The sequence below is a fragment of the Paenibacillus sp. NPDC058071 genome (assembly GCF_042885235.1).
Classification (GTDB): domain Bacteria; phylum Bacillota; class Bacilli; order Paenibacillales; family Paenibacillaceae; genus Pristimantibacillus.
This window is the reverse complement of the sequence record NZ_JBHVSK010000007.1, coordinates 207,123-231,820: the sequence shown is the minus strand read 5'-3', so window position 1 is coordinate 231,820 and position 24,698 is coordinate 207,123. Positions and strand designations below refer to the sequence as shown.

The following is a 24,698-nucleotide window of genomic DNA, read 5'->3' as shown; positions in this document are numbered from 1 at the left end:
TATATAACGATGGCATATCAAGACGTTACTCTGGAGCAAAAACAAAAGGCTTTCGCCGATCTGCGGGATGCGAAGGATTTGTTTGCTTCACGCGGCTGGTTCCCGGGCACGAGCGGCAATCTATCGGTGCGTGTCGGCGATTTCAGCGAGCAGAGCTTCCAATTCGCGGTGACGGCGAGCGGCAAAGACAAAACGGTGCATACGCCGGAGGACTACCTGATCGTCGATCAGGACGGCAAACCATGCGAAGCGACTGCGCTCCGGCCTTCCGCTGAAACGCTAATTCATACAGAAATTTATAAGCTGACAGGCGCAGGCGCCATCTTCCATATCCATTCCGTCTACAATAGCATTGTTTCCGAATGGTTTTGGGAGCGAGGCTCCGTTCCCGTCACGGCTGTCGAACTGATAAAAGGGCTTAATATTTGGGAAGAAAATGCTCATATTGACATTCCGATCGTATCCAATTACGCGGAAATCCCGCGTATCGTACCGGAAGTTACGGCGCGCCTCGATAAGCGCATTCCCGGCATTTTGCTGCGCAATCACGGTATTTACGCTTGGGGCGCCAACGCTTTTGAAGCGAAACGCCACTTGGAGTCGTTCGAATTTCTGTTCGAATATGTGTACCGCTGGGAGCTGCTGAAGAACGGCAAGTAAAGACAGAATTATACAAGAAGGGTCAGACGTTATGCAATGTGCGAGTGCAATGCATACGTCTGACCCTTTTTTAGTTCCACTCTTCTGCATGAATTCTCTTCGTTAACTGTCTGACGCCTGTTATGTAAGAGGACCAGTCGCCGCCAATAGACGCATTAAGCTGGAAACCCGCTCCACTCAAATGATCGCGAAGTTTGTCTAGCTGCAACTTATCCTCCTCTGTGACTGTCGCAAGTTTATATAGCTCATTGCTTGGATAACGGTATAAGGCCGAATATAAGCTGCCAAGATCGTTGCGATCCGATCTGCTTCTCAATTGACCGGTTAAAGTTCCATTTGCATCGGTTGGAAATATCGCAAGTCGAATTTCGTCCAGTTTCATAATGACCAGTTGCGGCTCATTCCATCCATTCTTTTGCTGATGACCAATCAGTCCCTCTAATTCTACAAGCGCTTGTGATTGATTAGCCAGCAGTTTCCCGTTGAAGTCGCCCAAATACATCACATAAGCTAACGATAGCGCAAGCATTGCATTTAATACAACAGAAACGCGCAGCCAACGTTTGACTGTGCTTGTTTGCTTCATATCCCCTTTCCCTCCAATCCAACCACAATATCCATTTGGATAATCACATTCAGTTCCATAAAAAAACGATTGGCAGTCCGGCTTAGTCGCCTCCATGCTGCCAATCGTTGATGTTAAGTCTTTCTTGCCTGAACCGCCGCAAACGCTGTTAACCTATCATTACCCGCGCGGTCCTCTAAATTTTTGCGAATGCGCACGCGCCTCGTCGACATTCGTCACACGGTTGCGACTCCATTCGAGCAAAATGCGGTCGATATATTTGAAATTAAGCTTGCCGGAAAAAACCGCTTCTTTCAACGCGAAGCGGATCAGCTCGTCCGAGTACTTATCCTCGTCCAGCCAGTTTGCAATCGTCTCCAGCTCGATCGGCGACAGCAGCCGGCCGAACTCCTGCTCGAAGACGGTGAACAGGTTCGTCGGATCGGCCGCCAGCTTTGCTGGCTGCTTCCTCGCTGTCCGCTTCGTATCCCGTTTCTCCTGGGCCGACAGCTCGGCTGCTAGCAGCAGCCAGCCTGTCCAGTTGTACATTTCCGACTGTACGCCTGTAACCCCGTCAATTCGGCTGTCGATCGATAATAATCCGGCCTTCATCAGCCTCTCAATCGTCTGCTCGACTGTTCTCACGCTCGCTCCCAGACGCTCAGCCAACTGGTCAGGCGTCGGGAATTCGTTGCCTTCCGTATCACGGAACAGCATCAATTGAAGCAGCAGCATCGCCTCGGAATCAGAAATCCCCAGTTCGCGATAAGTGCGAAGCAGGACGGCTGGCACGAATACGCCGCCCTGGCCCAGCACGTCCGCCATTCCGCGCGAGTACGCTTTCCATATATCGTCGTTGCTCACTTGCACGTATACCCTCCCTTATTATTGGGCTGCTGCTGTAATGAGCCTATACGTATCTCTCGCTATAATCAATTCTTCGTTCGTCGGCACGACAAGTACCTTTACCCGCGACTCATCGGTAGAAATTAGTCTCGGTTCCTTGCTCCGTACCGCATTGCGGCTCTCGTCCAATTCCAGTCCGAGGAACGTCAATCCTTCGCATACCGCCTTGCGCAGCAGCGACGAGTTTTCGCCGACGCCCGCCGTGAACACAAGGGTATCGATGCCATTCATGGCTGCGGCATAGGCTCCGACATATTTGCGCACTCGATACGCATACATATCGAACGCCAGCTTCGCGTTGCGGTCGCCTTCCTCCATCGCCTCCGACACTTCCCTCATGTCGCTGCTAATGCCGGAAATAGCCATCATGCCGCTGTGCTTGTTCAGCATGGAGTTGACCTCAGTCAGCGTCAGCTCCTCTTTATTCATGACAAAAGGTACGATCGCCGGATCGATATCACCGCTGCGCGTGCCCATCATCAATCCTTCAAGCGGCGTCATGCCCATGCTTGTATCGAAGGATTTGCCGTCCAGAATGGCTGTACAGCTAGCGCCGTTGCCAATGTGGCAGGAAACCATCTTAAGCGATTCCAACGGTTTGCCCAAATAGGAAGCCGCTTGTTCGCTAACATATTGATGGGACGTGCCGTGAAAGCCGTAACGGCGTACTTTATGTCTGCGGTACAGCACTCTCGGAATTGGATAAAGATAAGAAGTATCAGGCATCGTTTGATGAAAAGCGGTATCAAATACGACAGCTTGCGGGATATTCGGCATATTGGTTTCCACCGCCATAATGCCCATCATGTGAGCCGGATTATGCAGTGGAGCCAAATCGAACAGGTTGCGAATTTCCAGCTTCACTTCCGGTGTTACAACGACCGAGCTTTTAAACGATTCTCCGCCATGCACGATCCGGTGTCCGACCGCTTCAATTTCGCTCATCGAAGCAACCGCTCCATGCTCTGGATGAGTGAGCATTTCCAATACCTTCTTGACGGCGGTTACATGGTCCAGAATTTCACTCACGCTGCGTACTTCCGGTTTTCCCTCCGCCTCATGCGTAACGATGGAGGAATCCATGCCGATTCGCTCCACCCTTCCGCTAGCGAGTACGGACTCGTCGACCATATTGTACAGCTGGTACTTTAAAGATGAACTGCCTGCATTGATGACGAGTACTTTCATGAGATCCGGTCTCCATCCTTATCGTATTTGAAAAAGCCAACGCCCGATTTAACGCCCAAATGGCCGGCCCGCACCATTTTTTTCAGTACGATCGAAGGTCTGTACTTCAGTTCGCCGTATTCGCGGAACATCCGGTCAAGCGCTGCCAGAACCGAGTCGAGTCCGAAGCGGTCGGCCATTTCGAAAGGTCCGTGCTGGAACGAGTAACCGATGCGCATCGAGCTGTCGATATCTTCCACGGAAGCGACGCCTTCCTCAAGTACATGCAGCGCCTCATTAATAAGCAAGCAAATAAGCCGCGAGGTTACAAAACCCGGCGATTCGAAAACCATGATGCCTTTTTTGTAAATTGTATTTTCTACGAAATCTTTTGTCGCGGAAAAAGTCTCTTCCGACGTTTTCAAGCCGCGAACGATTTCGACGAGATCGATTTTAAAAACAGGGTAAATAAAGTGCAGCCCGATAACCCGCTCTGGATGAGCGGTGACGCTCGCAAGCTCGGTTAAGCTCAGCGTCGACGTATTGCTGGCCAAAATGACATCCGGCGAACAAATGAGGTCCAATTGCTCGAATACCGCTTTTTTCGCATCCAGATCTTCTGTTATCGTCTCGATAACGAGCTCGCAACCGGCTAAGCAATCGTAGCTTACCGACATATGAATGCGGCTTAAAATTTGTTTTTTCTCCGATTGAGTCAGCGCCCACTTCTCGATCTGTTTGTCTAAGCTCAGCTCAATCATCGTTTTTCCGTATGTCAGACGTTCTTCGGAACGTTCAATTACATAGACATCCAAACCATTCGAGGCGAGCATTTCGGCGATGCCTTGGCCCATTGTGCCAGCGCCGATAACTCCGATTTTTTTAATCGACATGTTTCTCTCCTTGTCCTCTCCTTACGCCTTCTCGGCGGAAGAGCGGCATTTCTTTTTATATATACACTTCTCTTCAATTATACCGATTTTCAGAAAAAAAAGAAGGCAGACAATGGGTCTGCCATCATTTGTTTATAACTATCGCAACAATTTCGCAACATTTTGCCCATTGTGAGCAAAATCATAGTGCATAGACAACCCGTTAGGCGGTTTTCGACAATTTTCCAAGCAGCGCGCGGAAATCGTCGCCGCCGATCGTTTCCTCTCGAATGACGACATCAAGCGCCTCGACAAATACTTGCCGTTTCTCCTCGAGCATCAGTTTCGTCTTGGCCATCAGCTCATCCAGAATGGACCGGTTTACCTTCGCCCAGCTATCCGGCGTCATCATATTCGCGTCGATAATGCCAAGCTCGGTCAAACCGGATTCAACAAGCGTCCGGACAATGTTCATCGCTTGATCGAAATCGCCTCTCGATCCAGTACTGCGGCCGCCGTAAAACATTTCCTCTGCAGCCGCGCCGCCGAGCGCAATAATTATCTGACCGTCCAAAAAGTCTTTCGTATACAAATATTTGTCCTGCTGCGGATTATGCCGCACATAACCAAGCGCTTGCCCCCGCGGTGAAAGCGCCACTTGCGACACGCTGCCCGGACGGACGAGCTCGGCGGCGATCGCATGGCCCAGCTCATGCAGCGCTACGCGCTCGCGCTCCTCCTTTGTCGCTTCCCGGTCGGTCTTCTCGCCCATCATCACTTTGTCGATAGCACTGGCGAGATGCTGCTCATGAATAAGCTCGCTGTTGTCCCGCATGGCATAGATCGCCCCTTCGTTCATGACGCTCTCCAGCTGCGCACCGGAGAAACCAAACGATTCGGATGCGATTCGCTCCAGATCCACCTCGGGATTGAGCGGCTTGTTAGCTGCATGCAGCTTAAGAATATGCAAGCGCCCTTTCTTGTCCGGCAGCTCGACGCCGATATGACGATCGAAACGACCCGGACGGAGCAGCGCGCTGTCCAGCATCTCCTTCCGGTTTGTAGCCGCAATCAGTAAAATACGCGGCGATTCATCGGAATGGATACCGTCCATCTCGGTCAGCAGCTGGTTCAGCGTCTGATCATACTCGCGATGCTGCCCGCCGTCGCGTTTGCCGCCGATGACATCGATCTCGTCGATAAAAATCACGGCGCTGCTTTTATCCGCTTTTTTTGCCTTTTGCCGCGCTTCCTTAAACAAGTCGCGAATCCGGCCGGCGCCGACGCCGACATACATTTCTACAAATTCACTGCCCGAAGCAGCCAAATAAATTGAATCGGTATAATGAGCGGCGGCCTTCGCCATCAACGTTTTACCCGTTCCCGGAGGGCCGGTAAGCAAAATGCCTTTCATCGGACGAATGCCAAGCTTCTTGATCTCTTCATGTCGAACGAGAAAATCAAGCGCTTCGATTAGCTCGGTTTTCGCCCGCTCCTGTCCGCCGATTTGCTCGAAGCTTAACGGACTGCTCGTCAACTCCGATTTTTTGCGTGCGCCTTGCATAGCCGTCATTTTCCCTCTGCCTTTGTAAGCGAAAGCAAATCCCGCCGCCAAAAAGGCAATAAGCAGCACCGGAACGATATTTACGCCGAGAAAAGCTAAAAAGACGAGAGTGACCGGCACGACGCCGATCGCTATCTCCAAAATATATTTACGCACGGGCACTCACCTCCAGCATAACCGGCGTCCGCGGCAGTACGACATGTTTGTAGTGTTTGCCGTCTTTAAGTGTAATATAGACATTGTGATCGTCCATATCGGTTACAGCCTGAACGCCTTCATTTTGCTTGGCAATTCCGTTCATTGTCTTGGGAATATTGGAGTAGCTTTTGGTCTCCATCGCTTGTGCGATATCAAACAATGCGCCCGACCATAGCTTATCAAGACGATCGTTCGAGTGAGCATTGGCGATTTGCAGATCAAGCTCTTTTTTACCGATTACATCTTTACCTTGCTCGTTAATCTGTTCATAAACTTGTTTCAAATCAGCGTTTTCGCCGAGCGTCAAGCGCAGCGATACGCGTCCTTGCCCCAGTACGGGCTCGTCTGCCGACGATATGCCTGCTATATTCTGAATCGCCTTATTTAAAGGCTTCTCAATAACCATGCGATTATAAATGAACCAGCTTCCAAATAATAAAACGGCAGCTGCGGCCGCTGTAATCAGAACGGGAACAATCCGAATTTTCATAATAAAAATCCCCCTCCCAGTATTCGATATCTATACTCGCGTATATCAACTTTGCTATACGAAAGTATATCATATCTGAACCGCCAGAAGGGGGTGTAAAAACAGGAAGCTTAGCCAGCGTGCTTAGCCGGCAGCTTATACTGGTCAATAAATGTACCGTCGCCAAACTTGTAAAAATCGTAATAATACTTTGTCATGTCTTCTTTGCGCGAATAGTAAACTTCCCAGACAAGTTCTCCGTTTAACGTTCCCGGCTGAATTCGCTTAATATCTGCATCCGGTTTTTGTGCGGAAAACGAAGCAATCAGATTTTCTTTGCCGTATGCTTCCGTCGCTTTGATAATACGCGGCTCCGCCGAAGCAACGGAACCTTCTGCCGTCTCTTCCTTCGACAGTTCAATAAAGACGTAAAGGTCCTCGCCCGCTTCGTTCTTGCCTTCAACGATCCAGTAAGGCTTATCCCATACATACTTCGTCGTCTTGCCGATTTCCGTCAGTCCGGCTGCATTGGCGGCCTGCTGCTGAGCTTGCCGCTCCTCTGACCATGAGCCTGCATGAATCATTTGATAATAAATCAAGGAAGCGCCGATCAATGCGGCCAGCAAAACGCCAATAACGGCCGCCCAACGCTTTGGCGTCATAAACGGCGCCCTCTTTTTCTCCTTGGCTCTCATACTAGCTTTTCAGCAGCCGCTCGAAGCTAGCCGCTGCCTCGTAACGGATCTTTTCCTCATCCATAAACGTGCAGGTTTTATGCTTCACCACTTGACGGCCGTCGACCCATACATGCTGCACGTCTTTGCCGGATGCGGCATAAACGAGATGCGACACGATATCGGTTTGCGGATAGAAATGCGGCTGTTCCAAATCGATAGCGATAAAATCAGCTTTCATGCCTTCGGCCAACGTGCCGATTTGTCCTTCCTGGCCAATCGCGCGAGCACCATACACGGTACCCATACGCAATGCTTCCAGGGCCGGTACGACTGTCGGATCGCCGGAAACGCCTTTGTGCAGCAAAGCTGCCAGATTGATTTCCTGGAACAGATCGAGATTGTTGTTGCTCGCTGCGCTGTCTGTGCCAAGCGAGACGGTAACCCCTGCCTTCAGCATGTCAGGCACTCTTGCTACGCCGCTTGCCAGCTTCAAATTGCTGACCGGATTATGAGACACGGCTACGCCGCGTTCCGCCAGCAAAGCAATTTCTTCGTCATGCAAATGAACTGCGTGCGCGACCAGAGCCGGACGGGAGAAGAAGCCGAGCTTGTCGAGATGAAAGGTCGGACGAATGCCGTAATCTCGAACGTTTTGCTCCACCTCAGCGATCGTTTCGGACATATGCGTATGAAGCGGAAGCTGGTAATCATGCGCAGCCTGTACGAATTTCTCGATATAATCTGGCGGACAAGTATAAGGAGCGTGCGGCGAAATCATCGTCGTAATACGGCCGTTCGCTTTGCCATTCCAATCGCGAGCGAATTGAATCGCATCAGCCAGCTTCTCCTTCTGCAGCTCTTCGGAGCAGAGACCGATAACACCGCGCGTCAAGCAGCCCCGAATACCCGATTGCTCGGTCATTTGCGCCACTTGGTCCATTCGGTCGTACATATCGACGAATGCGGTCGTGCCGGTTTTCAACATTTCGATGATGGCCAGCGCGCTGCCTGCACGAGTATCTTGATCGACGTATTTCCCTTCCATCGGCCACATTTTTTGTTCCAGCCACACTTGCAGGTTCTGATCATCGGAGAATCCGCGCAGCAACGACATAGCAGCATGGCCATGCGTATTGATCAATCCCGGCATGAAGGCCAACTTGCTGCCGTCCAGCGTTTCAACCGATTCACTCAAACCTTGCGGCTCCGCTTCACCGATATATGTAATCCGGTCGTCCGTTACGACCATATGCCCTCTTACTGTCGGCTTTGCATCGTCCATCGTAATGAACAGCCCGTTTTTAATCCAAATTTGACTCATTGTCCGCTTCCCTCTCTCTTTCCAAATAGTAGGCCAGACTTAACAGTTCCCTCGTAAAATCGACATGATGGATGCGAATCTCGTCCGGCACGCGCAATATAGCCGGAGCGAAATTCAAAATGCCTTCAATTCCTGCCTCAACGATCTGATTGGCGACGTTTTGCGCCTCGAAAGCCGGCACGGTAATGATGCCAAGACGAATATTCAATTCCTTGACCGTCTCAGCGAGCGCCTCGATCGGCAGCACGGTCAAATGATTGATTTGTGTGCCGATCTTGGAAGGATGCACGTCAAAGACAGCTGTTATTTTCATATTGTCGTTAGAATACTTGTTGTAGTTGCACAGGGCATGGCCCAGATTACCGGCGCCGACGAGCGCAACGTTAATTTTCTGATCAAGCTTTAAGATTTGCCGGATTTTCTCGATCAAATAAGTGACGTCGTAACCAATGCCCTTGCGTCCGAAATCGCCGAAGTAGGCAAGATCCTTGCGGATCTGCGCCGGATTGAGATCGAGCTTTATGCCTAGCTCCTGTGACGATACAGTCTGAATTTCGCGGTAATACAATTCGTTTAGCACTTGCAAATAAATCGGCAGCCGTTTGACTACGGCTTCGGAAATTTTCGTCTGCTTCACAAAGGCTCCCCTTCCTTAACGGCGCTTTCATTTAACCATTCCCGTATTCTCGGCACCATCTGATCGGTATGCATCGTTTCGATTTTCGGACCGGGCAGCGAATAAAGAAAATGTTTGCCGTAATACGATTCAATGACGCGCGTATCGTACAAAATAACGATTCCTTTATCCTTAGCCGTGCGCACAAGCCTTCCAAAGCCTTGCTTGAACCGGATGACCGCTTGCGGAACAGACAGCTTCATAAACGGATTTTGGTTTTGCTTTTGCAGCAGTTCGGACTTAGCTTCGATCAGCGGATGATTCGGCGGTTGGAATGGCAGCCTTACGATTGCAAGGCAAGTCAACGCATCGCCCGGAATGTCGACCCCTTCCCAGAAGCTGCTCGTCCCGAGCAGCACCGATTCCGGCTGTTGGGTAAATCGACGGGTCAGCTTCGTCCGGTTGCCGCTGTCGATCCCTTGCCCAAGCACCTGAATGCCTGCTCCTGCAAGTGCCTCCTTCAACGGCTCGTACGTTTGCTTCAGCATTCGGTAGGACGTAAAGAGTACAAGCATTCGCCCGCGCGTCTCTTTTGCCGTCTCTGCGATTGATTGTACAAGCATCGTCACAAAATGAGGCTCAGTTGCAGCGCCTTTTAGCGTCGGAAAGTTGCGCGGAATCATAACAAGCGCTTGTTCACGGTAATTAAACGGAGAAGGAAGCTGTACGGTTCGCAATCGATGATTTTCCTCGAATCCGGTTAGTCCAAGCTGCTCCTCCGCATAAACGAACGATTTTTGCACCGATAAAGTTGCGCTCGTCAAGACGACGCTGTCTTTTAAATTGAAAAAATATTGCTGCAGCTGACTGCTGACATCGACCGGAACCGCGTATAAGTGAACGGAACGATAGCGATAAGTGGTGCTCGCTTCGATCCAAAATACGTCGTTTGACTCCCCGATCTTCATAAAATGTTTCAAATCGTCGCGAACGCGGGTCAAGTCGCGAACTGCTCCATTCAGATCGGTAAGCAGTGCCTGTATTGAAAACTCATCCAGCTTGTCTTTGATCTCTGAGGACATCTTCTCTAGAGACTTAATCATTTTGCTCAGCTCTGTCGTAATGTTGGTCTGAACAGTTAATGCATCGTCCCATCCCGCCGGAAGCTGCTCCGCCTTTAGCCGACAAACGGTTTGACCCGCTTCCGCCCCATTGCTATCCGAACTTTGACCGACAAAGCTGTACAACATTTCGAACAGCTTATCCCAATGCTCCTTCACATCCGAGAAAGCTGGAATAACAGTATCAATCGTCTCCGCCCAAGCTTGTGCGCGATCTTCTCCCTCGTTCTGCACTTTATGCCGAAGCGTCGGCAGCAAACCGCTGCGATGATCTTTAAACAGATGATTGAACGGATGAATAAGCGAATTATAGCCCAATTGCATGCCGAGATGCTTGCTCGCTACCTCTTCAACATGATGCGCTTCATCGATAACCAAATGGCTGTAGGACGGGAGCAGCCGGTGATCGGCTCTGATGTCCGTAAAAAGCATCGAGTGGTTCGTTATGCACACATCGGCGATATTGGCTTCATGCTTGGCGCGATGATAGTAGCAGCGCTTAAACCATGGGCAAGCCCGATTCAAGCAAGAGTCCGCATCGGAAGCAACCGTCGACCAGAAATCAACGCCTTTGCTGCCCAAATTCAGCTCTTCTTGATCGCCCGTCTCCGTTTCTCCCAGCCAGACCACCATTTGCGAGGCGGTAATGGCGTCGTCGATCGGCGAAACCATATCTCTTGTATTAATTTTATTCTCAAATTTGCGCAGGCATAAATAATTGCCTCTACCTTTGAAAACGGATGCACGAAATTCAAACGGCAGTACATCCTTCAATAGCGGCAAATCGCGGCTGCGAAGCTGTTCTTGTAAATTTATCGTATGCGTACTGACGATGATTTTCTGATCGTGCTGCACACCGTAAAAAAGCGAGGGAATTAGATAACCTAACGATTTCCCAGTACCTGTCCCCGCTTCGATCAGCAAGTGCCTGTCGCTGTTCATGGCATCGAACACTTCCCTGAACATCGTCGTCTGCGCTTCCCTCTCCTCATAATTCGGGAACTTCTCCATAAATTTCGTTTTCACGCTATCCAAGTATTGATCAAACGTCATATTTTGCAGCGATTCGTCAGAAGTTTCTTGGCGCGCAGGCTGTTCGTCCGTCCATTCGCCCGCTTTCAAAGCGAACTGATTGAAATAATCGTAGTCGTTCGTTTCGAAGACGGCTTGTTGTTCGACTTGCTGGAGCGTTGAACCGATAAACCAGCTCAGATCGCTTCCATTGTCGATAAGAAAGGATAGCCGCTGCAAAGTGAGCAGCGGCAGCTTTCTTAGCTTACGGACCGATTCCGCGAACAGATGCGCCGTAGCCATCGCGTCGCTATCCGCGCGGTGATGTTGATCATGCGTAATGCCGAAATAATCCGATACAACGCCTAGCTGGTAACTGGTAATGGAAGGATATAAAACGCGGAGAAGCTCGATGGTATCGAGCTTTCGTCCGGTAAAGGCATGGTAGCCGCTGCGATCGAGCGCTTGGTTCAAAAAACCGGCGTCAAAGCCGACGTTGTGCGCAACAAGCACACAATCGTCCAGCAGCGGAATGAGCTGCATCAGCACTTCGTCGATAGCCGGGGCGTCCGCCACCGTATCCGCGTCGATGCTTGTCAGCTGTGTAATAAAAGCGGGTATTTCTATTGTAGGTTTAACAAAGGAGTTAAACGTCTGCTCGACCTCAAGCTCGTCGTTTAAAATAACTAAGCCGACTTGCAAAATTTCGTCGCTGACGCTATGTCCCGTCGTTTCCAAATCCAAAACTGCGTATTTCATCAATAATCCCGATCTCCTCACAAGCAGCAAAGCTCGGTACTACCGAAAAATAATGACAATTGCTGCGGCGTTTCTTGGCAACATTTCAAATTGGCCAGCGAATCCTTGAAGCTTGGGCACGCTTCGTAGGCTTTCATAAAAAACTGCTCGGCATGCTCCAAATTCATGTGCACCGCTTGAATGCACCCAAGGGCATTATAGCCTAAAGCACGCCACTTCGGATAGTCCGTAAGCGCAACTAACAATTGAAAATGGCGCTGCGCCTCGCTCCAATTTTGAAGATGCATGTACGTCATAGCTAGAAATAACCGGGCAAGATTGCATTCGGGGAGCTGACTGACAGCCATTTGAAATTGCGATGCCGCATGGGAAAACATAAATAAATTATAATAGCCTTGTCCTTTGGCAATCAGCTCGGCCAGCTCCGCCGAAACTTCCATGCTTAATTCGGCTTCATACAATTGCTCGTCGGTAACTGCCGTTTGAATTTGCGTCATCGATTGAGCGGCAGCGGCCGAAGCCTCGGACGACCCTTGCTTCGCTTTTACAGCAAAGCCGTGCGCCCCTTGATTGCCCGGAAGCTGCTGTTCCATCTCCATGAACGCCGAAAACTTTTCTTCAAATTCGATCCAGTGTTCGACCAAAGTGTCGCTCATTTGTTTGAGCAGTACGATTTGTTCTTCGCATTGCTGTTTTTTGGTGCCAGTTGCTTGCGGATAAGCTTGAATCAGTTGGTCCAGCATGTCGTTCATTGCCGAAAACATATGTTGAAACATGACCGCATCCCGCCTTCGCTTATGAATTAAGGAGTGTTATGCTCATTCTTTGTTTTGGCGATGCTTTTCATACCCTGTGCCAACCGTTACATAGCGCTGGAACGCCAGCAGCTGCCGCATATTACAAAATCGTTGCGTGTATTTCCTCATTTAAGCTCTGCAGCGGACGATTGTCGCTGTCTAAAATCGTTACGACGGGTTTATGCGAACGAGCTTCTTCATCCGTCATTGTCGCGTACGAGATAATAATTACGGTATCCCCGGGCTGCACTTGGCGTGCGGCTGCGCCGTTTAAGCAAATGACGCCGGACCCGCGCGGACCCGTAATGACATACGTTTCCAGCCTTGCGCCATTATTGTTGTTGACCACTTGCACTTTTTCGTTTTCCAGCAAATCGGCCGCATCCATCAAATCTTCGTCGATCGTGATGCTTCCGACATAGTTCAGGTTTGCTTCCGTCACCGTCGCGCGGTGAAGCTTTGATTTCATCATCGTTCTATACATGATAATCCCCTCCGATATAACCAAACAGTTGGTTGTCGATCAATCGGGTCGAACCGAATTTGACCGCAAGCGCCAGTATATAGGTATCCCGTTCGGGCTGCAGCACAGCTGCCGGATCAGGCAGATCCAAGCTTGGATAGTGCAGCAGCTCGACATAATCGATTTCGGCCAGCTCGGCGCTTTCGATCATTTGTTTCGTTTGCTCGACGATGTCTGCCGCAGTGATGCCAGCCTTCGCAAAATGCTGTTTCGCTTCTGCCAGCGATCGGGACAGCATAACCGCTTGCTCGCGCTGCTCGGCCGTCAGATAGACGTTTCTGGAGCTTAACGCGAGACCGTCAGGCTCCCGTACGATCGGGCAAGGCACGATCTCGACCGGAAAGTTCAAATCGTCGGTCATTTGCTGAATAACAGCCACCTGTTGGGCGTCCTTCATGCCGAAATAGGCTTTGTCCGGCTGCACCAAATGGAATAGCTTGCTGACAACTAGGCCGACGCCGTCGAAATGGCCGGGCCGGGAAGCGCCGCAAAGCCTGCTCGTCACTTGGCTGACAAAGACGGTAGTTAACGGCGCTTTCGGATACATTTCTTTAACAGAAGGCATAAATACGATATCGATGCCGTTTTGACCGGCTAGCGCCAAGTCCCGCTCTTCATCGCGCGGGTAACGATCGAAATCTTCATTCGGACCGAATTGCATCGGATTGACGAATATGGAAAGTACGGATATATCGTTTTCGCTTGCGGAGCGCCGCATTAAGCTGGCATGCCCTTCATGCAAATATCCCATTGTAGGAACGAAACCAACTGTGCCGGAACCGGCGTTTTTCGATTGTTGCTGCTTCAAAGCTTCATGCAATTCAGGAATGGTTCGACACAAAATCACGACTAGCGGACTCCTCTCGGTTCTTTTCTTTGTCTGCCGCAGCTTCTTGTTTGCCTCCGTAAAGCTGATCCAGCGTATCCAAATTTGTACGCTCGTTATCCGAACCCGTATCTGGCTTGATTACGCCGAAGGAATGCTCTTCGGCAGGAAACGCTCTAGATTTTACTTCCTGCACATAAGACTGCAAGGCGCCGCGAATAACAGATCCAACGTCGGCGTAAGCCTTGACCATCTTTTTCGGGATGTTAGGCGAAGAATATTGAAGCAAATCATGATAGACGAGCACTTGTCCGTCGCAGCCTCTTCCGGCTCCAATGCCGATCGTCGGGATCGACAGCTGGCTGCTGATCGCCTGAGCCAGCGGCTCGGTAATGAGCTCGAGAACAATAGCGAAAGCTCCTGCCTGTTCCAGCGCTTTCGCATCCTCCATCAATTTCTCCGCTTCGAGCGGCTGCTTGCCCTGCACTTTAAATCCGCCCAATTGATGAACCGATTGCGGCGTCAAGCCGAGATGCCCCATAACCGGAACACCGGCCTCCACCAATGCGCGGACATCATCAGCGATTTCCGCGCCGCCTTCCAGCTTGAGCGCATGCGCGCCGCCTTCCTGCATGATGCGAGCGGCGTTTCGCATCGTCGATTCGCGTCCGACGCCGTAGGTCATAAACGGCATATCGGAAACGATGAACGTATTACGCGCGCCTCTTGCGACTGCTTTCGTATGATAAATAATATCGTCCAAAGTAACCGGAATCGTCGTATCATAGCCTAGTACGACGTTCCCCAGCGAATCGCCGACCAAAATGGCGTCAACCCCAGCCTCTTCTGACAGAATAGCAGACGGATAGTCGTATGCCGTCACCACGGAGATCGGATCGTTCTGCTGCTTCATTTTTTTCATTGCTGTTATCGTTAAACGTTTCCTCATCTTGCTTCATCCCCTTCGATTATTTAGGATAAACACAAAAAAACCTTTTAGCCGCCGCTAAAAAGGTCCCCAAAACGTAAAAGGAAACGATTGTCATATGCTTGCTTCCTTCTGTCTCGGTCCCTTCGGCTCAGAGCAGAGTGTTGCCAGTATGGCTTGCCAATCTTTTGAATCCATATTGCCCTTTAGCGGTGCAGTTCCTCTCGGATACCGCCTGCTGCTTTTATAGTAGCAAAAAAATTTGAATTCGTAAACGGATGTTAGCAGTGTGTGAAAACATGCTGCTAACATCTCGTAAACGGACGATGGCAGCCATGTGTAAACATGCTGCTGTCGTCTCGTAAACGGAGAGTCATCTAAGGGTTCGATATTAGATTACTCTCTCGTAAACGGAATGCAGTCTAATGGGTCTTGATTAGACTGCATTCTCGTTAACGGAAAAACAATACATAGGCAGTCATGTGCAAACACGCTGCTAGCATATCGTAAACGGAATCCCGTCTAACTTACCTCGCCCATTTCCGCTGAAAAGACGAGAACGACGCTGCCGTCCGGCTTCTGCACTTTAATTGCGCCGGAATTGTCCAATCCGACCGGTACGCCTTCAATCACGCCTTGCGGCGTCGTGAGACGCGCAGGCTTGCCCAGCGACACAGACAGCGCCTCCCACAGCGTTACGATAGGTTCAAAGCCTTCTGCAGCGTATACATCATACAATCTCTCGAACTCTAGATGAAAATCGGCTATAACCGTTTCTCGTTCCAGCTTGCCGCCGGAGGCAATGCGCAGTGAAGTCGCCTTCTTCAGCATTTCCTCGGGATAATCCGATTCCTCCAAATTAACGCTAATGCCGACTCCGGCAATAATGTGCCGCAGCCTTGCATCCTCTGCCGTCGACTCCAATAAAATGCCGCTAATTTTACGTCCGTCGATCAACAGATCGTTCGGCCATTTGATGCCGATTGGCAGCTCCGTAAGCCGTCGCAGGCTGCGGCAAAGCGCTACAGCTGTCAGCAACGTAAGCTGAGGCGCGAAATGAATTGGAATGACCGGACGAAGCACAAAGCTCATCCATATCCCTTTGCCTTTAGGCGAAACCCAGCCTCTGCCCATTCGGCCTCGACCGTTGTTTTGCTGCTCGGCGATAACAAGCGTCCCTTCCGGAGCCCCTTCTTCCGCAAGCCGCTGGGCGACGTTCTGCGTCGAATCGACTTCCTCAAATAGGTGCAAAGAACGTCCAAAACGGCGGGTTTCCAGCCGTTGTTCCAACAAGCCGGCGTCCAGCTTGTCCGGCGCAGATAAGAACTTATAGCCCAGTCTGCGGGATGCTTCGAACACGTAGCCTTCCGACTCCAGCTTTTTTATTTGTTTCCAAACCGCGGTTCGGCTAATTTGCAGGTGTTGGCTTAGCTTCTCGCCCGATACGAATTGCCCGGGCTGTTCCTCCAGCCAGCGCAGCAGTTGCTCTTTACTCATCCAAATTCCCTCCGTCCATCCATCGCTTGGCTTGCGTCAATAGCGCATCCGATTCATTCGGCAATCGCCCCTCCGCAACCTCAAGCAAAAGCCTGCTGAGCGCGTCACCTGTCCAAGGACCTGGCTTCCGCTCGAGCACCTCCGCCAACTGACGCCCGTTAAGATTCAATTCCTTTAACGTAAACGCAGGCATTGTGCGCAGCCTTTCTTGCCAATGCTTAATCGTTTGCGGCGCCCACCTTCGGTCTTTCCTTTCGGAAACGATGTTCAGCCAGAGTGCCGCAGCTTCTTTCCCTGCAGCCAGAACAGCCTTTGTCCAGTTTTCCGAATCAGTCGCGGGAGAAGTCCCCTCCGATAACGAAGCTTCTTCATGATCGAGACTATTCCCGTTGCCCTCAGCAAAGGCAAGTACCCTCTGCTGCAATTGAACGATGTTCAATACTTGTCTCGATTGCTCATTGGATAGTTTAAGCGATAGCAACGTAGTACGCGCCATATCCTGCATAACTGCATCCTCGGTCATCAAGCCAGCCAGCCGGCCAAGCGCGCCTTCGATATTGTCCAAATAAACAAAACGCCGACAGCTGTCAGCGCCAGAGTCAAACCAAACATCGAATGCAGGCAGCGTCTGGGCCGCATGCGCAAGCAGTCCGCTCTTCGCAAGCAGCTCTAACGCCTGTGCCGTATTTCCGTTATCCAGCATTTGCAGCAGCTCCGCTTGCACTCGCTCCATCGCTATGCTGGCGAGCAGCGGCTTTCGCCTTTCGACCGCTTCCCACGTTCCAGACTCGATCGCAAATCCGAATCTCGCGGAAAAGCGAATGGCCCGAAGCATGCGCAGCGCATCCTCCGTGAAACGTAAGTCAGCATCGCCAACAGCCCGTATAATGCCCGAGACAATGTCTTCGCTGCCCCCAAACGGGTCGACCAGCGTGCCGTCCGATCGGATTGCCATGGCGTTAATCGTCAAATCGCGGCGCTCAAGATCGGCTTCCAATTGCTGAATAAAGCGAACTTCGGACGGCCGGCGATGATTCTCATAGGCCGATTCCGTCCGATAGGTCGTTATTTCGTAGCTTTCTAATCCGTCAAGCACCGTTACAGTGCCGTGCTGCAAACCGGTAGGCACGCAGCGCGGAAATAGTTCCATCACTTGCTCCGGTCGGGCCGACGTGGCGATATCGATATCCTTAATCGGCAAACCCATGACGGCATCTCTCACGCAGCCGCCGACGAATACTGCTTCATACCCGTGCTCCTCCAACTTCGCGACAACGGGCATACCCCGCTGGATCGGTTCCGGCAGTGGAATTTTTATTGGACTCTCCATCGCGCATCGCCCCCCTTCCTTTTCATTAAGCGCCGCGTCAAGGCAACGCAGCAACGGTTATTAATCACAAACCGGTTCCGGCAGCTTTGCGTCAATACCAAGCACCCGATAGTAAATTTCTTCATACTGCGTTGTTATCGCATCGTTGCAAAAATCATATCTTGCCCGCTTTAAGCAAGCTTCCTTGAATCGGCGCTGCATCTCTTCATCCTCTAGCAGCCGGACGGCGTAGCCCGCCATTCCTTCCACATCGCCGATCGGACACAAGTAACCGGTTTCCCCGTGTGTAATCAGCTCCGGAATACCGCCTGCCGTAGAGCCGATTGTCGGTACGCCGCAAGCCATTGCTTCCAGAGCGACCAAGCCGAAGCTCTCTTTCTCCGAAGGCAGCAGCAGCAGATCAGCAACCGAAATCACTTGGGCTACATCGTCTTGTTTGCCAAGGAAGCAAACCTTGTCTTCGAGTCCCAACTGCCGAATTTTATATTGAATTTTCGTGAGCTCCGGGCCTTCGCCCACAAGGAGAAGCTTAGCCGGTATTTTTCTTGAGACTTGCTCGAAAATGTCGACAACGTCGCCAACGCGTTTGACCGGACGGAAATTGGATATATGCATCAAAATCTTCTCGTTCGGAGCCGCGAAATCAGACCTGAGAGAAGAAGCGTCTCTTGGGTAATATACCCGTTTGTCGACGAAGTTGTAGGTCAGATCAATCGGCTTCGTTACGTCCAGCAGCTGACGGGTTTCATTAATCAAATCCTGCGAAACAGCCGTTACCGCATCGCTCTTGTAAATTGCAAGCCGGATCAAATCTTTCAGCGACTCGTCTTGCGCCAGCACCGTAATATCGGTGCCGTGAAGCGTCGTTACCGTTTTCAAGTCGTCTCCAACCATTTGCTTGGCCAGATGGGCGCAAACGGCATGCGGCACCGCGTAATGGACATGCAGCAGGTCCAGCTTCTCCATTTTGGCCACCTGCGCCATTTTGCTCGCCAGCGCCAAATCATACGGCGGATAACGGAAGACGTAATAATCATTCACTTCCACTTCGTGGAAAAATATATTTTTGCGAAAACTGCCTAAGCGGAACGGTATGCTATGCGTAATAAAATGAATCTCATGGCCGCGTTCCGCCATTAATTTGCCTAGCTCGGTCGCCACAACGCCCGATCCTCCCAAAGAAGGATAGCAAGTAATACCTATTTTCAATTTGCGCGCCATTTCTGTCGCACCCCCCGAGCCTCATTCTATTCATAGGCGCAATGCCGTTATTATTAGTGTATCCTGCCTCATTGCCGCGCATGACCTGTTGCTTTCGTTAGAACAAGTCGACCGGATAAGGCCTTTTTATAGCGAAAGCTTCCGCATACAACCAGGACTTCGATTGTCCGAGCAGCGCGTCTCTCGCCTCTACTCTCTCGATATAACGATCCGTCAAAGGCGTCGATACACGATCCTCTTCTCCTGCGACGGCGGATTGGAATTGGGAACGATACGCCATCAAGGACTGGCGTTTCGTTTCGTAATAATCGGAAATGTCAACCGCTAGCGACACGTTCTCCGTATCGTTTATGTAGTAGTAGATCAATTGCTCTACCTGCACCGGAGGCAGCTCCGGCATATAGCGGCGCAGCTTAGCGTTAAAAACCGCCTCTTCGGCAATATGGCTAGCCGCTATATGGTCCGGATGACGGTCCACCCAATACGGCGCGAATACGATGCGGGGCCTTGTCCTTCTAATTTCCGCCACAACCGCGTCAATATGCGATTTCGTAAGCGTCAGCCCCCGATCCGGCAGCATCAAATTGGAGCGGTAATATAAACCAAGCACCGCGGATGCTTCGGCGGCTTCCCGCTTCCGCAGCTCCACGGTGCCATTGGACGACATTTCGGCTTGCGTTAAGTCGCAAATGCCGACTTTATAGCCGGCTGCCGTATGCTTGGCAATGGTTCCGCCCATGCCGATCTCGGCATCGTCCGCATGGGCTCCGATAACTAAAATATCAAGCGGTTGATCGGTCATTCCCCTTCACCGGGCTTGTATTTGTGAACAAGCTCTCTCCATGCGAAGTCGCCGCGCTCCAAAGCTTTGACGAGCAGCTCAGCTGTCGCGATATTCGTTGCAACCGGTATGCCTTGAACGTCGCAAAGACGAAGCAACGCAATAATGTCAGGCTCGTGCGGCTGCGCCATTAACGGATCCCGTAAAAAAATGATAAAATCCATTTCATTCTGCGCTACCAAAGCGCCGATCTGTTGGTCGCCGCCAAGCGGACCAGAGCAAAAACGGTGGATGTTCAGCTTCGTTTGCTCCATAATCCGCGTACCGGTCGTTCCTGTGGAATATAAACGATGAGGCGTAAAAACATGCTCGTACGCAATGACAAAGTTGACCATCTCATCTTTTTTGCGATCATGAGCGATAAATGCGATATTAAGCACAGCTGCTTCCCCTCTCCCGCAATACCTGTTAGTTTTAATCCATCAAATGCTCGAAACCGTAGATTAATCCGGTGTAATTCATCACTTTTTTAATCGCTACATTAACCCCCGGCATGTAGCCGGCCCGGTCGTAAGAGTCATGACGGATTTTAAGCGTTTGTCCATGGCCGCCGAATACGACCTCCTGCTGGGCGAACACGCCCGGCAGCCTTACGCTATGTATACGGAACCCGTTATAATAACCGCCCCGCGCTCCTTCAATCGTCTCATGTTCGTTCGGATTGCCTTGTCGCAGCTCCTTACGAACTTCGGCAATCAGCTCGGCTGTCTTGATGGACGTGCCGGACGGTGCATCCAGCTTCTGGTCGCCGTGATATTCGATAATTTCAACATGAGGCATATATTTTGAAGCCTGAGCCGCGAATTTCATCATCAGAATGGCGCCAATCGAGAAGTTTGGAGCGATCAGCGCGCCCAGCCCTTTTTCCCGGCTCAGCTTGTCCAACTCTTCGATTTGTTCCGGCGTAAACCCGGTCGTGCCGACAATCGGACGGACGCCATACTCAAGCGCCGTCTTCGTATTGCTATATGCAACAGCCGGTACTGTAAAATCAACCAGTACGTCCGCCCGCGCACCGTTCAGCGCTTCTTCCAGCGTAGCGCTGGCCAGCACGCCAGTGTTCGGTTTACCAGCGAACGTACCTACGTCAACGGCGCCTGCCGTAGGCGCCACGGCAGCGACAAGCTCCAGCGTTTCGTCCTCCAAAACCATTTTGACGACCTCGCGGCCCATTCTGCCGCTTGCGCCGATGACAGCAACTTTAATTTTATCCATCTTTATTCACCTGTTCCTTTTCCGATGTGTGCGAATGAATCGGTCACGCCGCCTTCGCTTGCGGCTGACGTCCGCGAACAGCGTCCTGGCAGCCGAATGGCCCGGATCCAGCCGAATCGCTTCCTTAGCGCTAGCCGCTGCGCCTTCGAAGTCTCCCGTCTCGGCATAAGCCATCGCCATAATGAAGTAAGCTTCGAAGCTAAGCGGGTCAAGCTCTGCCGCTTGGCGGAGCATGGCAAGGGCGTCTGCATGTCGCGGCGCCTCGGAGGTCAACAGCTGTTCCGCAGACGCGACAAGCAGCTTGGCCTCGACCGTATCGAGATAAAATCGATATTCGGAGTGACTCTGATCCAGCTCGAAAGCAAGCTTCGCGTAATAGTGAGCTTTGCTCCATTTACCGCTGCGGGCGCAGGAAACCGCGCACCTGTAATGATAATCCGCATTGCTTGGATCGGCTTCGATCGCCCGTTCGAACCATTCGATCGCTTGCTCAAAATCACTGTGGAGTATAAATTCGTACGCCTTCTTCACGCAGCTCTCGCCGTCCATCTGCCCATCCTCCTTGTACACAGGGTGATGGTACAGCATATGTATAAAGGCAGTCTACTGTTCGGCGTTTTTTCTCGTCCAGCGATCTGCGTCGCGGGTATTGAACTTCTGCATCACTTTATTGTGTGCTTCAGTCAGATCAATGCCTAACGAATTTGCGAAGCACGAGCATAAAAATAATATATCTCCGAGCTCCATTTCGATGGAGTTGTCGGCTTCGTCGGCCTTTTTCCGTTTCTCGCCGTACGTATGATTAACTTCCCGCGCCAGTTCGCCTACTTCTTCGCTCATTCTGGCCATCAGCGCAAGGGGGCTGAAATAGCCTTCTTTGAACTGGGAGATGTAGGCGTCTACTTCACGCTGGATTTCCGCTAACGTTTTTTCAGCCATCGTTCCCTTTCCTTCCTCTGCTTGCGTATATCGGGTATCATTCATATGTTAACGTATCGTGACGACGAAAACAATGTTTTTTGCGGCTTTTGAGCTATACTACAAGAAGAGGAACAGATACGAAATTTTCGATTAAAGGAGTTACCGATGCTGCGTAAAATCGTCGCCCAAATGCGAATCATTGTGCCAATCATGGTCGGCACCGCTATTTATGCTTTTGGCCTTCATTACTTTGTTATTCCGAATCAACTAATGGAAGGCGGCGTTACGGGCATCGCCGTACTGCTGAATTACGCCGCCGGCTGGCCTCTATCCTTATCCACGCTGCTGCTGAACATACCGCTGTTCCTGCTTGGATGGCGAAAGCTTGGGCTGAAGGAAATGGCCTACACGATTTTAGGCGTTCTTTCTTTGTCAGGCTCTCTCGCTCTGCTGGAAAGGCTTATTCACCATGGATGGCTTGTCACCTTCCATACCTCCAACGATTATATTTTAGCGGCGCTCTATGCCGGCGTGACGCTCGGCACCGGACTCGGTCTCGTGTTCCGTTTCGGGGGCACGACCGGCGGCGTCGATATTATCGCTCGGATCGCAACACGCAGCAAAAAATTTAGCATGGGACAGTTTATTTTGGCTACAGACGTCATTATTATCGCCGTTTCGCTGCTGTATATTTCGATTGAAAAAGTGCTTTACACGCTTGTGACCGTCTTTGTTGCATCCCGCTTAATCGATTTCATTCAAGACGGCGCTTATGCAGCTAAGGCGTTCTCGATTATTACGGAGCAAGGAACGGTTATGGCGGAACGGATTACGAGGGAGCTGGAGCGCGGCGTTACCATTATGCCCGCTCGCGGCGCCTTTTCCGGGCAAGCGAAAGAGGTCGTCTACTGCGTCGTTCAGCGGCAAGAAATTCGCCGCTTGAAATCTATTATTCGCAGTATCGACCCCCAGGCATTTACGATCATAAGCGAAGTACATGACGTACTAGGAGAAGGCTTTAAAGAGGAATAGGCGCGTACACATCCCGCTTCGGCATTGCCGAAAGCTATCGCTTCTTAATTCCATATGGGCGGTATTTGTACTGCCTCCAGCCGTTGTAGGCGAGCACGCCTGAAATAACGGCTCCGAGCAGTAGCACCCATGCGATCGGCCTCGCTTCGGCAACCGGCGAAAAAGCCGGCTCTTCGTTCCCAGCTAACCCGTCGTCAAACAGACGGACGAGCGAATCGCGCAGATCGGCAATAGAATCCTCGGTCCAATCCTGCTTCGATTGTCCTCTTACACCCGCATCCAGCAGCACGTTCGTATATCGCATTCTTTCCTTCAGTTGAGCGATCCGCTCACCAGGCCGCTGCACCGCTGCGGCCGCTTCAATCTTGGCAAGATGCGCTGTAAAGCTGTCCATCGCCGCTCTGGCGGCGGCCGCTCCGTCACCGGTTTGGCGGTTCCAAGCCCGCTTAACCCGCTGCAGGTCTTCCAACATCAGCTTCTCGTACTGCAGCCATAACGCATGCTGCGGACGGATCAGAGCGTCGGTCGTCAAATGAATTCTCGCCGCTTCCAGCATCCAGCTCGTCCCGCTTCTGCCGCCATGAAGCGACGCTTCGACAGCCGACACGCTGTCTTCCAGTAATCGCCAACCTTCGGATTGTCCGGCGACGTCTCGCAGCGAGACGCTGTCCATCTGCTTCTCCAATTGTTGTACATATTTATAGCCGGCCTGCCGGTTATTCGTATAAGCTGCTTGATACAATTGCTCGGCGGTCTTGTCCAACCGCAGCAAACTTTGCTTTCCGGCGTACCCGCCTTCTCCCATAGCTTGCGATGCAGGATGAAACATTGCCGAGATCGCCAAAAAGGTCATGACGATACATGCTGTAAACGCAAGCGCCATTCGTATCTTCATGAACATGGACACCCCCCCATAGACCATACTATGAGGGGATGTCCATCGCTATGTCTGTTTTCTGGCCCGCAGCGCTAAAGAGCCGATGATAAAGCTGAACAGAGTCAAACCGTACGTAAACCATTTAACGGCGGTCAGGTCGTCCATCAGCACTTCAGCCAACCATGGAAAAACACCGTAGGTATAATCAATGGTATCGTTAAGCAGAAGCCACATTGCTGCAACAACAGCCGCCCATTGCCCGGCCTTCATAAATCTGGCATAAAGCAGCGCTTCCGCAGCCATACCGAGATGGGACGCACTAAGCATCGCATGCTGCCAATTCAACTGATCGCCTTGCCAGCCGCCGGCGACGATCATCGCGACCGCCCATATGCCGTATTTGACCGAGGTCAGCACGGCAAGTCCTTCGATTACCATCCTGGCGCCGCTTGCAAACTTGGATGCCGAACGGGGCGGGAACAGCATATACAGAAGCGCAATCGTAAAAAACAAACTGGCAGTCGGACTGTCCGGAACGAATACAATCTGCCAGAGCGGATGACGCTCAAGCGTATATTCGATTTGATTTCCATACCAGATATAACCATAAATCGTACCAAGCAGGTTGACAACGAACAGCAGCCAAAGCATCCTTCTGTCCATTAGCACCTGCTTGCTCCAAAACCATGAAATTGTCACCGCGGTCCTCTCCCTCGATCTGTTGTGCAAAAGCCGGACGCCTACATTTCTCTTCGAAAAAAACCTGATCGTATAAATACGATCA

Annotated in this window: 26 protein-coding genes; 2 read left to right on the top strand and 24 right to left on the bottom strand. The window is 51.2% G+C overall.

The window, feature by feature from the left end; genetic code table 11:
• Nucleotides 1–9 precede the first annotated feature (9 nt).
• The gene (gene mtnB, locus ACFVTB_RS14440; protein ID WP_387750072.1) at nucleotides 10–660 is read left to right on the top strand and encodes a methylthioribulose 1-phosphate dehydratase; all 651 of its coding nucleotides are present in this window, start codon (nucleotides 10–12) and stop codon (nucleotides 658–660) included.
• A gap of 70 nt (nucleotides 661–730) precedes the next feature.
• Here mtnB and ACFVTB_RS14435 read toward each other — a convergent pair whose 3' ends face one another.
• From ACFVTB_RS14435 to ACFVTB_RS14330, 22 genes are all read right to left on the bottom strand, one after another.
• Nucleotides 731–1,246 (bottom strand): hypothetical protein, encoded by a 516-nt coding sequence (locus ACFVTB_RS14435; RefSeq protein ID WP_387750069.1) that lies wholly within the window; start codon nucleotides 1,244–1,246, stop codon nucleotides 731–733.
• A gap of 159 nt (nucleotides 1,247–1,405) precedes the next feature.
• On the bottom strand, nucleotides 1,406–2,095 hold the full coding sequence (locus ACFVTB_RS14430) for a DnaD domain protein (RefSeq protein WP_387750067.1): 690 nt from the start codon (nucleotides 2,093–2,095) through the stop codon (nucleotides 1,406–1,408).
• Nucleotides 2,096–2,110: 15 nt separating this feature from the next.
• On the bottom strand, nucleotides 2,111–3,319 hold the full coding sequence (locus tag ACFVTB_RS14425; RefSeq protein WP_387750065.1) for an acetate/propionate family kinase: 1,209 nt from the start codon (nucleotides 3,317–3,319) through the stop codon (nucleotides 2,111–2,113).
• Entirely contained in the window at nucleotides 3,316–4,191 is an 876-nt protein-coding gene (locus tag ACFVTB_RS14420) for a 3-hydroxyacyl-CoA dehydrogenase family protein (RefSeq protein ID WP_387750062.1), read from the bottom strand. The genes ACFVTB_RS14425 and ACFVTB_RS14420 overlap by 4 nt, the downstream gene beginning before the upstream one ends.
• Before the next feature lie 202 nt (nucleotides 4,192–4,393).
• Nucleotides 4,394–5,890: an AAA family ATPase gene (locus tag ACFVTB_RS14415; RefSeq protein ID WP_387750059.1), complete on the bottom strand. Its 1,497-nt coding sequence runs from the start codon at nucleotides 5,888–5,890 to the stop codon at nucleotides 4,394–4,396.
• A complete protein-coding gene (locus tag ACFVTB_RS14410) occupies nucleotides 5,883–6,422 on the bottom strand; it encodes a hypothetical protein (protein WP_387750056.1) in 540 nt (179 codons plus the stop codon). The genes ACFVTB_RS14415 and ACFVTB_RS14410 overlap by 8 nt, the downstream gene beginning before the upstream one ends.
• A 110-nt stretch (nucleotides 6,423–6,532) precedes the next feature.
• Nucleotides 6,533–7,063, bottom strand: a complete 531-nt coding sequence (locus ACFVTB_RS14405; protein WP_387750053.1) for a cell wall elongation regulator TseB-like domain-containing protein — start codon at nucleotides 7,061–7,063, stop codon at nucleotides 6,533–6,535.
• A 34-nt stretch (nucleotides 7,064–7,097) separates the two neighbouring features.
• Nucleotides 7,098–8,399 (bottom strand): amidohydrolase, encoded by a 1,302-nt coding sequence (locus ACFVTB_RS14400; protein ID WP_387750050.1) that lies wholly within the window; start codon nucleotides 8,397–8,399, stop codon nucleotides 7,098–7,100.
• A complete protein-coding gene (locus tag ACFVTB_RS14395; protein WP_387750047.1) occupies nucleotides 8,380–9,036 on the bottom strand; it encodes a redox-sensing transcriptional repressor Rex in 657 nt (218 codons plus the stop codon). The genes ACFVTB_RS14400 and ACFVTB_RS14395 overlap by 20 nt, the downstream gene beginning before the upstream one ends.
• Entirely contained in the window at nucleotides 9,033–11,906 is a 2,874-nt protein-coding gene (gene dinG, locus ACFVTB_RS14390) for an ATP-dependent DNA helicase DinG (RefSeq protein WP_387750044.1), read from the bottom strand. The genes ACFVTB_RS14395 and dinG overlap by 4 nt, the downstream gene beginning before the upstream one ends.
• A gap of 17 nt (nucleotides 11,907–11,923) precedes the next feature.
• The gene (locus ACFVTB_RS14385) at nucleotides 11,924–12,682 is read right to left on the bottom strand and encodes a hypothetical protein (protein WP_387750041.1); all 759 of its coding nucleotides are present in this window, start codon (nucleotides 12,680–12,682) and stop codon (nucleotides 11,924–11,926) included.
• A gap of 121 nt (nucleotides 12,683–12,803) precedes the next feature.
• Nucleotides 12,804–13,187, bottom strand: coding sequence for an aspartate 1-decarboxylase (gene panD / locus ACFVTB_RS14380; protein ID WP_387750038.1), 384 nt, complete (start codon nucleotides 13,185–13,187; stop codon nucleotides 12,804–12,806).
• Complete coding sequence (gene panC, locus ACFVTB_RS14375) at nucleotides 13,180–14,073, bottom strand: pantoate--beta-alanine ligase (protein ID WP_387750035.1); 894 nt, start codon at nucleotides 14,071–14,073, stop codon at nucleotides 13,180–13,182. The genes panD and panC overlap by 8 nt, the downstream gene beginning before the upstream one ends.
• The gene (gene panB, locus ACFVTB_RS14370; RefSeq protein ID WP_387750033.1) at nucleotides 14,048–15,001 is read right to left on the bottom strand and encodes a 3-methyl-2-oxobutanoate hydroxymethyltransferase; all 954 of its coding nucleotides are present in this window, start codon (nucleotides 14,999–15,001) and stop codon (nucleotides 14,048–14,050) included. Before panB ends, panC begins: the two co-directional genes overlap by 26 nt.
• A 501-nt stretch (nucleotides 15,002–15,502) precedes the next feature.
• The gene (locus ACFVTB_RS14365) at nucleotides 15,503–16,477 is read right to left on the bottom strand and encodes a biotin--[acetyl-CoA-carboxylase] ligase (protein ID WP_387750030.1); all 975 of its coding nucleotides are present in this window, start codon (nucleotides 16,475–16,477) and stop codon (nucleotides 15,503–15,505) included.
• Nucleotides 16,470–17,807 carry a CCA tRNA nucleotidyltransferase gene (locus ACFVTB_RS14360; protein ID WP_387750027.1) on the bottom strand — a complete coding sequence of 446 codons (1,338 nt, stop codon included), beginning with the start codon at nucleotides 17,805–17,807 and terminating at the stop codon, nucleotides 16,470–16,472. Before ACFVTB_RS14360 ends, ACFVTB_RS14365 begins: the two co-directional genes overlap by 8 nt.
• A gap of 60 nt (nucleotides 17,808–17,867) precedes the next feature.
• On the bottom strand, nucleotides 17,868–19,028 hold the full coding sequence (bshA, locus tag ACFVTB_RS14355) for an N-acetyl-alpha-D-glucosaminyl L-malate synthase BshA (protein ID WP_387750024.1): 1,161 nt from the start codon (nucleotides 19,026–19,028) through the stop codon (nucleotides 17,868–17,870).
• 97 nt (nucleotides 19,029–19,125) lie between these two features.
• A complete protein-coding gene (gene bshB1 / locus ACFVTB_RS14350; RefSeq protein ID WP_387750021.1) occupies nucleotides 19,126–19,830 on the bottom strand; it encodes a bacillithiol biosynthesis deacetylase BshB1 in 705 nt (234 codons plus the stop codon).
• The gene (locus ACFVTB_RS14345) at nucleotides 19,827–20,249 is read right to left on the bottom strand and encodes a methylglyoxal synthase (protein ID WP_387750018.1); all 423 of its coding nucleotides are present in this window, start codon (nucleotides 20,247–20,249) and stop codon (nucleotides 19,827–19,829) included. Before ACFVTB_RS14345 ends, bshB1 begins: the two co-directional genes overlap by 4 nt.
• 34 nt (nucleotides 20,250–20,283) lie before the next feature.
• On the bottom strand, nucleotides 20,284–21,084 hold the full coding sequence (gene dapB, locus ACFVTB_RS14340; protein WP_387750015.1) for a 4-hydroxy-tetrahydrodipicolinate reductase: 801 nt from the start codon (nucleotides 21,082–21,084) through the stop codon (nucleotides 20,284–20,286).
• A 6-nt stretch (nucleotides 21,085–21,090) separates the two neighbouring features.
• Nucleotides 21,091–21,633, bottom strand: a complete 543-nt coding sequence (locus ACFVTB_RS14335) for a tetratricopeptide repeat protein (protein WP_387750012.1) — start codon at nucleotides 21,631–21,633, stop codon at nucleotides 21,091–21,093.
• Between the two features lie 54 nt (nucleotides 21,634–21,687).
• The gene (locus ACFVTB_RS14330) at nucleotides 21,688–22,023 is read right to left on the bottom strand and encodes a nucleotide pyrophosphohydrolase (protein ID WP_387750009.1); all 336 of its coding nucleotides are present in this window, start codon (nucleotides 22,021–22,023) and stop codon (nucleotides 21,688–21,690) included.
• A 147-nt stretch (nucleotides 22,024–22,170) separates the two neighbouring features.
• Here ACFVTB_RS14330 and ACFVTB_RS14325 point away from each other — a divergent pair, with 147 nt between their 5' ends.
• On the top strand, nucleotides 22,171–23,037 hold the full coding sequence (locus tag ACFVTB_RS14325) for a YitT family protein (RefSeq protein ID WP_387750006.1): 867 nt from the start codon (nucleotides 22,171–22,173) through the stop codon (nucleotides 23,035–23,037).
• 34 nt (nucleotides 23,038–23,071) lie between these two features.
• Here ACFVTB_RS14325 and ACFVTB_RS14320 read toward each other — a convergent pair whose 3' ends face one another.
• Together ACFVTB_RS14320 and ACFVTB_RS14315 are read right to left on the bottom strand one after the other, a co-directional pair.
• Nucleotides 23,072–23,932: a sporulation protein YpjB gene (locus tag ACFVTB_RS14320; RefSeq protein WP_387750003.1), complete on the bottom strand. Its 861-nt coding sequence runs from the start codon at nucleotides 23,930–23,932 to the stop codon at nucleotides 23,072–23,074.
• A gap of 48 nt (nucleotides 23,933–23,980) precedes the next feature.
• A complete protein-coding gene (locus ACFVTB_RS14315) occupies nucleotides 23,981–24,613 on the bottom strand; it encodes a DUF1405 domain-containing protein (RefSeq protein WP_387750000.1) in 633 nt (210 codons plus the stop codon).
• Nucleotides 24,614–24,698 lie beyond the last annotated feature (85 nt).